Source organism: Microbulbifer thermotolerans (genome assembly GCF_001617625.1).
Taxonomy (GTDB): domain Bacteria; phylum Pseudomonadota; class Gammaproteobacteria; order Pseudomonadales; family Cellvibrionaceae; genus Microbulbifer; species Microbulbifer thermotolerans.
Map to the genome: position 1 here is coordinate 919720 of NZ_CP014864.1, position 13259 is coordinate 932978.

At 58.8% G+C, this 13259-nt stretch carries 7 protein-coding genes; 3 read left to right on the forward strand and 4 right to left on the reverse strand.

Annotation, left to right across the window (positions count from 1 at the left end):
* Nucleotides 1–42 precede the first annotated feature (42 nt).
* Nucleotides 43–5079, forward strand: coding sequence for an OmpA family protein (locus A3224_RS03885; protein WP_231902453.1), 5037 nt, complete (start codon nt 43–45; stop codon nt 5077–5079).
* A gap of 59 nt (nt 5080–5138) precedes the next feature.
* Here A3224_RS03885 and moeA read toward each other — a convergent pair whose 3' ends face one another.
* Both moeA and narL read right to left on the reverse strand, forming a co-directional pair.
* Entirely contained in the window at nt 5139–6377 is a 1239-nt protein-coding gene (moeA, locus tag A3224_RS03890; RefSeq protein WP_067151755.1) for a molybdopterin molybdotransferase MoeA, read from the reverse strand.
* Between the two features lie 81 nt (nt 6378–6458).
* The gene (gene narL / locus A3224_RS03895; protein ID WP_067151758.1) at nt 6459–7112 is read right to left on the reverse strand and encodes a two-component system response regulator NarL; all 654 of its coding nucleotides are present in this window, start codon (nt 7110–7112) and stop codon (nt 6459–6461) included.
* 193 nt (nt 7113–7305) lie between these two features.
* On the opposite strand from narL, the gene A3224_RS03900 reads away from it, so the two are divergent.
* The gene (locus A3224_RS03900) at nt 7306–8919 is read left to right on the forward strand and encodes an MFS transporter (protein ID WP_067151761.1); all 1614 of its coding nucleotides are present in this window, start codon (nt 7306–7308) and stop codon (nt 8917–8919) included.
* Between the two features lie 288 nt (nt 8920–9207).
* Nucleotides 9208–10512, forward strand: a complete 1305-nt coding sequence (gene trhP, locus A3224_RS03905) for a prephenate-dependent tRNA uridine(34) hydroxylase TrhP (RefSeq protein WP_067151764.1) — start codon at nt 9208–9210, stop codon at nt 10510–10512.
* 93 nt (nt 10513–10605) lie between these two features.
* On the opposite strand, the gene A3224_RS03910 is transcribed toward trhP, so the two are convergent.
* Both A3224_RS03910 and A3224_RS03915 read right to left on the reverse strand, forming a co-directional pair.
* Entirely contained in the window at nt 10606–10878 is a 273-nt protein-coding gene (locus tag A3224_RS03910) for a hypothetical protein (protein ID WP_067151767.1), read from the reverse strand.
* A gap of 228 nt (nt 10879–11106) precedes the next feature.
* Complete coding sequence (locus A3224_RS03915; RefSeq protein ID WP_067151770.1) at nt 11107–13005, reverse strand: histidine kinase; 1899 nt, start codon at nt 13003–13005, stop codon at nt 11107–11109.
* Between the last annotated feature and the right edge of the window lie 254 nt (nt 13006–13259).

Below are 13259 nucleotides of genomic sequence, written 5' to 3' on the forward strand. Positions count from 1 at the left end.
CTGTTCGCGCTTCCCGTGTGCGCGCAGGAAGACGGAGAAATTGTGGAAGCGCCCGCTTCCTGGTGGCAGGTGTGGAAAAAAATTCCCGGTTTGTCACCACAGATAGAGGAGGCGGAAAGCGCATACGAGGAAAAAGCGATCGGTGGCAATACCGAGTCCATGCTGCTCGGCCAGCCGCGTCGTCAGTGGCTCCAGGATGCGACACTGTTTGCCGAGCCGCCGGAACCCGTTGTGGAAGAAAACCTGATCGAGCCGTTCACATTCCGCGAGCTGGACGACGAAATCCCCAGGGATTCTGTCGAGGCGCTGAAGGAAAAACTGCAGGAGCTCGAAGACAAGCCCAATCTGAAACTGCTCTTTATCGGGCACACAGACAGCGGCCCGATGAGTCCGAAGCAGGTGGCGGACTTTGAAGACAAGCGGGAATTTACCCGCGCCCGCGCCGAGCGGGTGGCGAAATTTTTCCAGGAGGCGCTGGCGCTGCCGGAAGAGATGATCGCCTTTGAAGGTCGGGGCGACGAAGAGCCAATTGCGGACAACATTACCAGTGCCGGGCGCGAACTGAATCGCCGCGTGCAGGTGCAGGCCCGCTATGACGCCCTGGATGAAGTTGCCATGGCCGAGCATATCCGCGCCCAGGCACTGGCGTTAAACCGCGTCAAAGTATGCCGCCAGGAAACCGTCTGCCGGTTGCACTACACCGCCGGCAGCGTGCAGCGCGCGCGGCTGAAAAACCTGGTGACACCGCTGCGACTGGAGCCGGGGCAGGTAGATTTACCCGAAGCTTTCGTGCGCCGTATCCGCGAGGTAATGGTCAACCTGGCGGATAAAAATAATCTGGTGATTCACTTTGTCGGCCACACGGATTCTCTGCCATTGCCGGAAGGGCCAGCCAAGTTGTACAGCGATCATATGGCCCTGTCCCGTGCCGAGGCGCGCCGGGTTGCACTGGCGGTGCGCGACGAATTGAACCTGCCGGATGACATGGTAACCAGCAGCGGCAAGGGCGATACGCAGCCGATTGCCGCCAACGATACCCCCAAAGGCCGGGCACTGAACCGCCGTGTGGAAGTGGAATTCTGGTACGACGACCCGCTGGAAACGCCGCTCGACGATGTGCAGGCTTGCCCCGAGGCAGCCGCAGCCGAAACCATCACCATTGCACACGAATCCCCCAATGGTGCCATTGAACCCATCCGCTTCCAAAATGGGGATCCGGTTGTCACCTCAGCACAGCTTGCCCGTATGCAAAGTGCCATGGAAGAGGTGGCAGGTAAGACTAATGTGCGCCTGAGTTTTATCGGCTACAGCGACAATGAGCGCATGGAGCGCCGCGAAGCGATGGTTTACGGTGACGATGTGGGACTCTCCGCCGCCCGTGCGCGCCGTGCTATGGAACAGGTCCAGCGGCAACTGAACCTCAGCGACGAACAGGTCGAGTTCGAAGGGCGCGGCTATGTGCAGTCCGATGATGTGGTCGCCACAGGTTTTATCGCACCCGACGGCGCGCGCGTGGAAGTGCAGGTGCTGTATGACGAGCTGGCGGTTTTGGCGGACAAGGACCTGGTGGAAATAGAGCGCATTGAGCGCGAGGCCAAAACCCACAACCCCTACGCCTTGAATCTGATGCGGATCACCGTGGACGGCGCCCCGGAGTACGATCCCTACAAAAATTCCGCCGACCTGCAGCGCTGTACGGACGTGGCTCTGGAAAACGCCAATATCCGCTTCCGTTTCGATAACAAAAAAATGCAGCCGCGGCTGAATGTAACCGCCTGGCCCAGCAGTATCCGCTACGCCGATGACCCGGACACGGAAATTGCCGACAGCCTTGTGCGCTTTAAGAGTTACAGCAACTATCCGGCATTTATCGAGCGCGCCGAAGTGCGCCTGTTTGAGGAGCAACAGTCGCCGCGGGATGTGCCGCTGGCGGTGGTAGAACTGGATGGAAACGGCGAGGGCAAATGGGAGGCGGCCTTCGAATCTTTTCGCGGACCGCTGAAAAAAATCCAGTACCTGCTGCGGGTATATGACGACAAGGGGCGCTACGACGAAACAAAACCGCAGATGCTGTGGATAGTCGACAGCCTGGACGAAGTGTGGCAAGACGCCGATCCGCAACAGGAGCTGTTGGTGGGTTATGGGGAAAATCGCCTGGCGCGGCGCAGTATTCCCCTGGATGGCAACACAGTACTCGTCAACGGCGCCGGTATCCCCTCAGGCCACACAGTGTGGCTGGGGGGCAATCCAGTGCCGGTCGACGAACAGGGCCGGTTTGTCGCCGAGCAGATTTTCGATCGCGGCACCCACACGGTGGAAGTGGCAGTGTTGGATTCCGAGGGTAACGGCGAACTGTTTCTGCGCGACTTGCAGTTTACCGACAGTGACTGGTTTACCGTTGGTATCGCCGATCTGACCATCGGCTACGACAAAACCAATGGCCCCGCCAAGCTGGTTACCGGCGACGAGACCCACTACGACAACTCCGTCAGCTACGACGGGCGCCTGGCGTTCTACACCAGCGGCGGCTTCGGTGACGGCTGGCGCCTGTCCGCCAGCGCGGACACCGAAGAGGGGCCGGTGGACGAGCTGTTTAGTAATTTCCTGGAAAAATCTCCGGACGCGCTCTTCCGCCGCCTGGACAGCGATCTCTACTACCCCACCTTCGGCGATGATTCCACCGTGGTCGAAGACGCGCCCACTTCCGGCAAGTTCTATGTGAAACTGTCCAAGTACGACGACTACGGCCTGTGGGGCAATTTCAAAGCGGCGTACACCGACAACGAACTGGCTCATATCGATCGTGCCCTCTACGGTGCCAGCGGCCACTACGAGAGCGACGGTATGACCAGCTTTGGCGAGCGGCGTTTTCAGTTGGATGCCTTTGCCGCCGAGCCGGGAACTATCGCCGCCCGCGAAGAGTTTCGCGGCACCGGCGGTTCCCTCTATTTCCTGCGCCACCAGGATATTCTGAGCGGCTCCGAGCGGTTGCGGATCGAGGTGCGGGACAAGGACTCCGGCCTGGTTCTGGGGGTTAAAAACCTGACCGCGGTAGTCGATTACGACATCGACTATATCCAGGGCCGGGTATTACTGAATAAACCCCTGTCGGCGCTGGCCAATGACAACCTGTTGATTCAGGACGGCGCCTACAACGGCAACCCGCAGTATTTGGTGGCCCGCTACGAGTACACGCCGGGCTTTGAAGAGCTGGATACCCTCGCTGTCGGCGGCCGCGCTCACTACTGGTTCGGCGACCATGTAAAACTCGGTTTCAGCGCCTCCCAACAGGAAGAAGAGGGCTACGAGACATCCCTGCAGGGCGTGGACCTGACCCTGCGCAAAAGCGCGGGCAGTTGGTTGAAGATCGAAGTGGCGGACAGCCAGGGCGGCGACCAGGATATCGTCAATTCTTACGACGGCGGTTACAGCTTTGATCAACAGGAGTTGCTGGACCCGGAGGCAAAGGCGGGCGCGTCCAAGTTTGAAGGCCGCCTGCAGCTCAGCGATTTCTTCGAGGGTGTGCGTGGCTCGGGCACCTTCTATCACCAGGAGCGGGAGGCCGGTTTTTCCGCCCCGGGACAATTGGTCAACTATGACACCACCCAGTACGGCGCCAGCCTCAATGTGCCTGTCGGCGATCGCTTCGATTTCGGTGTGAAAGCCGATAACAGCGAGCAGGAGTTCGGCTTACATACGAGTGCGGTGGATGTGATGGTGGGACTGCGTCTCAGCGACCGCTGGCGTCTCGAAGCCGGAGCCCGCAGCGACAGCCGCGAGGATTTCTCACCGGTGGTGCCGGCCACGCAAACACAGGGTGACAGGACCGACATGGCCCTGGAGGCCAGCTACGACTCCGGGGAAAACTGGAGTGCTTTCGGCTTCGTCCAGAACACCATGGAAGTGACCGGTACCCGGGAGGAAAACAACCGCATCGGCTTTGGTGGCGCTTACCGTGTCAATGAGCGCCTGATGCTGGACAGTGAATTGTCCGGCGGCGATACCGGTACCGCCGCGCGCCTGGGTTCTGACTACCTGATTACCGACAGGACCAGCCTCTACCTGAATTACACCCTCGACAACGAGCGCACCGACACCGGCGTGCGCGCGCGCAAGGGCAATATGAGTACGGGCTTCCGCAGCCGCTATTCCGACAGTCTGAGTATTTACGGCGAGGAGCAATACAGTCACGGCGATGTTTCCACCGGCCTGACACACGCCTTGGGGATGGACCTTGCTCCCAATGACCGCTGGAGCTATGGCACCTCCGTCGAAGCGGGCACATTGGAAGATCCGCGCACCGGCGCACGGACGGACCGCCGCGCGCTGGGGGTGAATACGAATTTCAGCAGCGGAGATGTTCGCTTTGCCTCAGCGGTTGAATATCGCACTGATGCGATGGAGACACCGGTGGACGCAGACACTGTCACCGAATCCGAGCGCGACACTTGGCTGCTGAAAAACACCTTCAGTTACCAGATCAATCCGGATTGGCGCCTGGTGGGCAAGCTGAATTATTCCGACAGCAAAAGCTCCCAAGGCGAATTTTACGACGGTAAATTCACTGAGGCGGTAATGGGTTACGCCTACCGCCCGGTGAATAACGACCGCTGGAATACGTTGCTGAAGTACACCTACTTCTACAATGTGCCAACCCAGGACCAGGTGCTGGTGCAAAACAGTGCGACGGAATTTATTCAGAAGAGTCATATTTTTTCCGTCGACACCAGCTACGATATCAGCCGTCGCTGGACGCTCGGTGCCAAGTACGCCTACCGTCTCGGCCAGCTGAGTTTCGACCGCGTGGACCCGGAGTTCTTCGACAGCCGCGCCAGCCTGTACGTGCTGCGCGCCGACTGGCACTTCGTCAATCGCTGGGACCTGTTGATCGAAGGGCGCATGCTTGACCTACCGGATGCCCAGGACCGCAGAAGTGGTGCCCTGGTCGGCCTTTACCGGCATATGGGCGACCACTTGAAAGTAGGGGTGGGGTACAACTTCACCGACTTTTCCGATGATCTGACCCAGTTGGATTACGACAGTCAGGGCGTCTTCCTGAATATGATCGGCAAGCTGTAAAAACGCCGAGTAATTCGCCCCGCTTTGGTCGCCGCAACCGGTTCCGGAGCGGGGCCCACTCAGGGAGCCAGCGGCACCCCGAGTGGTTCTATCGCAACGCTATCGCCGCTGTCGGCATTGCCGCTGTCGCGCGGCAGAATGATCAGACAGTTGGCCTCCGCGAGGCCGGAGAGAATGTGGCTGCCCTGATTGCCAGCCGGCTCGACGCTCAGGCCGCCCGCCGGGTCCCGGCGATAAATTCCCCGCTGGAAGTCGGTGCGCCCCGGTTTCTTTTTCAGCGCTTTCCCCAGTTTTGCCCGCAGCGGTACCGGTGGACACCAGGTGCCGCCCTGCATCGCGGTCAAGGCGGGCACCACCAGCTGCTGGAAGGTGATCAGCGCGGACACCGGGTTGCCGGGCAGGCCAAAAAAGGGCGTCCCCTGCAGGTGGCCATAGGCGAAGGGTTTACCCGGCTTCATGGCGACTTTCCAGAAATTGACCCGCCCCATTTCCTCGAGTACTTCCCGGGTGTAATCGGCATCGCCTACCGAGACCCCGCCAGAGGTAATAATGGCATCGGCATCGCGGGCGGCGCGGGCCAGTTTTTCCCGGATAATTGCCTTGTCGTCGGGCAGTATGCCCAGATCGAGCGTATCGACGCCCAGCTGCGTCAGCGCGGCCAGCAGTGCGGTGCGGTTGCAGTCGTAGATCTCGCCGTTGCCGAGTGTGGCCCCCGGCGGGCGCAGTTCATCCCCGGTGGAAAATAGGGCGATCACCGGGCGTCGGTGCACCGTCACCACACCGATACCGACGGCAGCGAGCAGGGCGATGCGGGCCACCGATAGCCGCGTGCCGGCATCCAGCAGCGCGTCCCCCTCGGCCACATCTTCTCCGCGCCGGCGGATATGCTCACCCCGGCGCAAGGTTCCGTGCACAAAGACGGATTTTCCCTGTCGCTCAACCTGTTCCTGCATCACCACGGTATCGGCGCCAGCGGGCAGGGCGGCACCGGTCATGATGCGCACACAGGTCCCGGGCGCGACCTCGCCGCTGAAGGGGCGGCCGGCGAAGGCGCTGCCGGCCAAGCGGAGCGGTTTGCCGTCCTCGAGATCTGCAAACCGCAGCGCGTAGCCGTCCATCGCCGAATTGTCGCAGGGCGGGAGGTTGATACCGGCAATTTGAGGCGCGGCCAGTACTCGTCCGCAGGCCTGCGCCAGGGGAATCGTCTCAGTGTCCTCCACCGGGATCATATCTCGCAACAAGGTCGCCCTGGCTGTTTCGATAGGAATCAGGCCGGGTTGAGTACAGCAGTCAGTCATGGGGATTCCTGCAGGGGTAAGGCGTGTGATTTTCGAGGCGTCGCCCGCGGGGCCGCGAGCGCGGCCCGGCATTTATCGGCATCAGCGGGATTCGGCCCGCTTCTGATTGACCATCCACACCGCGGCTTCCACCCGCGAGCGCATCCCAAGTTTTTTCAGCAGGTGTTTCACGTGCACTTTGACAGTGGCATCGCTGATATCCAGTTCGCGGGCGATGAGTTTGTTGCTCAGGCCGTCTGCGATCAATTGCAGAATCTGGTACTCGCGGCTTGTCAGGGTGGAGAGTGTATCGGCACCGGACTGGTCGGGCTTGCGCAATGCGGAGGCGAGAATTTCGGTCAGGCGCTGGCTGATGGCCATTTTGCCGTGGGTGGCCGCCAGCACCTGTTCGAGAATGTCTTCCGGGTCCATATCTTTCAGTAAATAGCCGTCGGCGCCGGCGCGGATACAGGCAACGACATCCGCGTTGTTGTCGGACACGGTCAGCATCACGATGCGCGCGGACACGCCGGCCGCGCGCATGGTCCGCAGCGTATCCAACCCGTCCATGCCGCGCATATTCAGGTCGAGCAGAATCAGGTCTGGGTCACACTCGTCGGCCAGCTTCACCGCTTCCGCTCCACTGCTGGCTTCCGCCACCAGTTCCAGGCGCGGTTCCAGGCTGAAGAGTTGCATCAGTCCTTTGCGGAACAGAGGGTGATCATCGACCATCATCACTCTTGCCGGGTTGGACATGAGTACTCCTGCGTTCAATGGGTTTACGGGCGTGTCTGGCGGACATGCTAGCACAGGAAAATGGGTGCAAACGCCGACTACCCCTTAGGAGGTATAGGATGAAAAAGGGGTACTTATTGATGGTAATTGAGCGGCCGTCCGCCACTGTCCATAGTCGCAGTCGAGAATAGCTAACCGATCAGGAGCCGAGACTGTGTCTGACATTTATGAATGGACCCCGGAAAACAGCCAGTTTTGGCAATCCAGGGGTAAAAAAATAGCGACCCGCAACCTGTGGATTTCCATCCTCAGCCTGCTGTCCGGATTTGCCGTGTGGCTCTACTGGGGAATCATTACCGTACAGATGCTCAACCTGGGATTCCCAATTGCCAAATCCGAACTCTTTACGCTGATGGCCATCGCCGGATTGACGGGTGCCACGCTGCGGATTCCCAGCAGTTTCTTTATCCGCCTGTGCGGCGGGCGCAATACCATTGTGTTCACCACCGCGCTGTTAATTATCCCCGCCCTGGGTACGGGCATAGCCCTGCAGGACAGGGACACGCCGCTGTGGGTGTTTCAGCTGCTGGCATTGCTCAGCGGATTCGGTGGCGGAAACTTTGCCTCTTCTATGTCCAATATCAGTTTTTTCTTTCCCCGGGAAAAGCAGGGCCTGGCACTGGGACTGAATGCCGGCCTGGGCAATTTCGGCGTGACCACCATGCAGATCATCGTGCCGTTGTTTATGACCTTCGGCGCATTTGGTGCTATGGGTGGCGATCCAATGGTTCTGGTGAGTGCATCCGGGTCTCTGATCGGTAAGGTGCCGGCGGGTTCTGAATCCTGGATTCAAAATGCGGGTTTTGTCTGGCTGTTGTTGCTGATCCCCCTCGTGGTGGCAACCTGGTTTGGTATGGACAATATCCGCACCGATGAAGTCTCCCCCGATATCGGCAGTCCCCTAGCCAGCTTTGCCAAAATCACCTTGATGTTGGGCATTGGCCTGGGCACCGCCCTGATCGGCCTGTGGCTGATTTTGCCGGAAAGTGCCAATGGAGCGGGCTGGCAGCTGCCCAAGGAAATTGTCTTACTGATGGTGATTTTCGGTACCGTTTACGGCCTGAAAATGCTGCCCGGTGATATCCGCAGCAGTCTCAATCGCCAGTACCGTATTTTCAATAATAAGCATACCTGGGTGATGAGTGTGATCTACACCATGACCTTTGGCAGCTTTATCGGCTTTTCCGCCGCGTTTCCCCTGGCCATCAAAGTGATCTTCGGATACAGCCACGTGATGGTCGATGGCGTGATGACGCACGATACTATTAATCCCAGCGGTCCCAGCTCATTGATGTACGCCTGGATGGGCCCGTTTATCGGTGCGCTGATTCGCCCCGTGGGCGGTTGGATTGCGGACCGCGTCGGCGGCGCTCTGGTGACACAAATCTGTGCCCTGATTATGGTTGCCAGTGCGCTGGGTGTCGCCTATTACATGAAAGCGGCTTACGCCTCCGCCACACCTGAAGAATATTTTCTGCCTTTCTTCCTGCTCTTTCTGACCCTGTTTGCGGCCACAGGCATCGGCAACGGCTCCACTTTTCGCACCATCGCCATGGTATTCCCAAAAGAGCAGGCGGGCCCGGTATTGGGTTGGACTTCGGCGGTTGCGGCCTATGGAGCCTTTTATATCCCTCAGGTGTTCGGCGAGCAGATCAAGGCGACAACCCCGGAGTACGCGCTGGCCGGCTTTGCCCTGTTTTATGCGGTGTGCCTGTTGATCAACTACTGGTTCTATTTGCGCAAGGACGGCGAGTTCTATAATCCATAACAATTTCCGCTGTGTGTTGCGGCTTAGGGGAGTCGGTACTCCCCTTTTTTGTGCGTGGAAAATATGTCTGTCGCACTGGGACTGTCGGGGAATCCCTGATTATTCATCGCCGTGCCGCCCGCAGCCTACCGGAGCGGGGGGCTTGTGCGTACTTTGACTGCGTTGGCCCGTGTGATCTCAGAAAGTTGGGGTACAATTGCAGCCCGCAGCCGTGCGGCTGTGTGGATAACATCGCAAGAAGCAATAACGAGGCGGGATCAACTCCCCCCTCCCACGCGGAAGTAAGCCATGACTGAACTCCTTTCCCCGGCCGGGACTTTGAAAAGCATGCGTTTTGCCTTTGCCTACGGCGCTGATGCGGTCTACGTGGGCCAGCCGCGCTATAGCCTGCGGGTGCGGAATAACGAATTCAACCGGATGGAGAATCTGGCGGCGGCAGTCGAAGAAGCCCACAGCCAGGGCAAGAAGATTTATGTGGCCAGTAACGTGGCTCCGCACAACGACAAGTTGCGCAGTTACCTCCGCGACATGGAGCCGGTGATTGAAATGGGACCGGATGCACTGATCATGTCCGATCCAGGGTTGATTATGCTGGTACGCGAACACTGGCCGGACATGCCGGTACACCTCTCGGTGCAGGCCAACGCAGTCAACTGGGCCACGGTGAAGTTCTGGCAGCAACAGGGGCTGGAGCGGGTCATCCTTTCGCGGGAACTGTCCCTAGACGAAATTGAAGAAATCCGCATGCGCTGTCCAGAGATGGAGCTGGAAGTCTTCGTCCATGGCGCGCTCTGTATGGCCTACTCCGGGCGCTGTCTGCTGTCCGGCTATATCAACCACCGGGATTCCAACCAGGGGGCCTGCACCAACGCCTGCCGCTGGGAATACAATGCCCATCCGGCGCGGGAAACGGAGACCGGCGACCTGATTGCCGCAGTGGAGGTGGACCCGTCCAGCGGGCACCCCGAGCCCATGTTGTTGCAGGAAAAAAACCGTCCCGGTGAACTGATTCCCGTGTACGAGGACGAGCACGGCACCTACATCATGAATTCCAAGGATTTGCGCGCGGTGCAGCATGTGCAGCGCCTGGTGCAGATGGGAATCCATTCCTTGAAGATCGAAGGCCGCACTAAGTCCCACTATTACGTTGCGCGTACTGCCCAAGTCTATCGCCGCGCGATCGACGACGCACTGGCTGGCCGCGAGTTCGATTTCGAACTCATGGCCAGTCTCGAACATCTGGCCAACCGCGGTTACACCGAGGGGTTTTATCGCCGCCACGTGCCCAGCGAATTCCAGAATTACGAAAAGGGCGTATCCAGCAACGCCAGCCGACAGTTTGTCGGCGAGGCACTGGCCCTGGAAGATGGCTGGATGACCGTCGAAGTAAAAAACCGCTTCGAGCGCGGCGATCAGCTGGAGCTGGTTACTCCCGGCGGCAACCAGAGCTTCCGCCTCGAAGTGCTGGAGTCCGAGCGCGGTGAATCTCTGGATGTGGCGCCGGGATCCGGCCACGTGGTGCGCATGCGCCTGCCGCTGGAACTGCCTGCCGAGCATGTCGGCTATAGCATGTTGATGCGCTATATCGACTGATCAGATACGGGCGGCCGCTTGCTGCGCAAAAGGCCGCTGAAAATTTCCATCTCTGATACGCGCGATTCAGTCACAGAGAAACCCGGCTGCGCTTCAAAGGGGCTCCACCAGTTGGTTGGCCGCCAGCGCCTGGTGAATACGGCGGCAGGTTTTTGCGAATTTGGAAACATCGCCCAGGGAGGGTTTTTCACCATTGTCGAGGCGTTGCTCCCAGTCTTCCAGTTCCTGGTCCAGGTATTCGAGCAGTTTTTTCGGGCATCCGCGACAGGGGCCGGCGCAGAGTGCGGCGGCGGGCAGGTTGAATGGCATTGTATTGCGGACTTCAGTGATCAGCCCGCGCATTGCGGTGACGGTATCGGGTTTCAAGGCATTTCCAACGGTTTTGATGGGGCTCTGATTGCTTTTAGGAACCCCTATAAATTCGTATGAGCCGTGTAGCGGGTTTCGGGATGCTCGGGCAATGGGGTGTCATTTCGAAAACGCGCGGGTGCGCCCCTGTAGCTCCGTCATCGATTCTTTAAAACTGTTATACCCTCCACGTTTAATGGCCGCTTTCCCAAAACATCCTTTTCCAAGATCAGAGGTGCAACAATCTCACCGATTTGTCCGGGAAGCGAAAAGTAAGTGCAAATCTGCTTGAGTCTGGTTGTTTTCTTGTGTCTGCTGCGCGCGTGCGTATTCGGGGATAAATGAAAAGCTGACCTCTGTACCCCCGGTTTCGCGGCGGCGGATAATGAGTTCGCCGCCGAGGTTACTGGCGCGTTCCTGCATAATGGACATACCGAAATGATTCCGCTTCTCCGGTGCATCGCTGATACCTTTACCATTGTCCCGGACGCTGGCGAAAACTCGCTGTCCCTCTCCCGGCAACAGACTGATGGAAACGCGGTCGCCCCAGGAGTGGTAAACGGCATTTTGCGATGCCTCGCGCACCAGTTGCAGCAGGTGAATTTCTTCGTTGGGAGTAAGGGGAATTTCTTCCAGTTCGTAGTGGAGTTCGATGGCGATTTCCGGGTGCTGTTCGCGGTATTGTTCCACGGAGCGGCAGAGGATATTGTGCAGTCCACCTTCCGATACCTGCAGGCGAAAGGTGGTGAGCAGTTCTCGCAGTTGGCGATAGGAGGCGTCCAGCCCCTGTTTCAATTCTTCTGAAATTTCGCTGATTTGTGCGCGATCAATGTTTTCCCCCCGAGTACAGCGATTGAGGCGCGCGACCTGAATTTTCAGATAGGACAGCGACTGCGCCAGGGAGTCGTGCAACTCGCGGGCGATAATGGCGCGCTCGTTCATCAGTGCCACGCGGCGTTCCTGCTGGCCGCGCTCTTTGAGTGTAATGGCGGTGGTGATCGCATCGGCGAAGGCGCTGAGGCGCAGTTGCTGCTCGCGGTGTAGCAGCTGGTTGCGCGGCAGGCTGCAAACGAGGACTCCGTAGTTGCGCTTGTCCGCCTCCAGGGGGAATCGGTAAAGGCGCTGATTCGCACGCTCCGAGGGACCACAGGCGTGCGAGCAATTATAACAGTCGCGCTCGGTGCAACTCTGGTTTCCCCGGCCGTGGATTAAATGTTCATAGGGCGTTTCTCCCCGGGGCGTCATCAGGCACAGGTCCAGGTCGTTGAGTCCGGTCAGTTCGCTGAATTCCTTCAGCCACGGTTTCAGCTCGGCGCCTACGAGCGTTCCTTCGCTAATGCGTCGCGCCAAGCGGTACTGAAAATCGAGCACCTCGTGGCTTTTGCGCAGCTGCTTGGTTTTTTCCTTTACCCGCTCTTCCAGTTGACGGTGCGTTTGGTCGATCACTTCACTCATACGCCGGATCGTCTGCGTGAGGAGACCGAGTTCGTCTTCACTGTGCAGGGTCAAGCGCGGGCGGAAGTTGCCGCGTGCGATTTCTCGGCAGCTGGAGATGAGTTCCCTGAGAGGCTGCTCCACGGAGCGCGACAGGGTAAACACCGAGAAGTAAACCAGGGTGATGGTGGCGAACAGAGAAGCCAGTTGCACCAATCGCAAGAATTTCACTTTTTGCTCGGCGATACGCTGGTAGTCGAGGACCAACCTGTCCACCTTGGTGACGAAAGCGTCTGTGAAGGCCAGCAACTCCCGGCTGGCGATCGCCCTTTCTCCGGCGGCGACGTCATTCAACAGTGGTCGTATCTTCTGTTGCCATTCTTGCTGTACGGCGCGGAAATTGTCTGCCTCGGTGGATGCGTCTGAGAGTGGAAAACTGGAGATGGTGGAAATTTTTTGCAGCTGCTTGTCCAGCGCCGCCGTCATTTCCCGTGTGGATTGGGTGTCACCGCTTTGTGCCGCAGCGGTCAGTTTGTAGCTCAGCGCACGCACGAAACCGGACAGGTTGATGGCTTCGGCATCGTGCTGAGCGGCGTCCGAGATCACATAGGAGGCCACCATGGAGCTGATGGCGATTACCGCCGTGAGTAGAAGCAAACCGCCGATACGGAAGACAATGGACTGTCGGACGCGCTTCAATACTTTGGCCATGGCAAGCCCCTCGCTGTTGCGGACACATTATGCCCGATGGAATTTTCATTGGGGAACCCTTGATACATTTGTATACCTGCACGGTAACCGCGTTTACGCCAGTAAAGCAGTGGTTACTTGGTAGTACTCCCAAAAAGCCGGCTGCCCGCGCCCGGCGCGCGCGCGGGAGGAAAATTTTTCCTCGCGCCAGACACCGTCGCACTTTAACCGGAAAAGAGAAATTTTGTTCTACCCCAAAAGGGGTAGACGGCAAT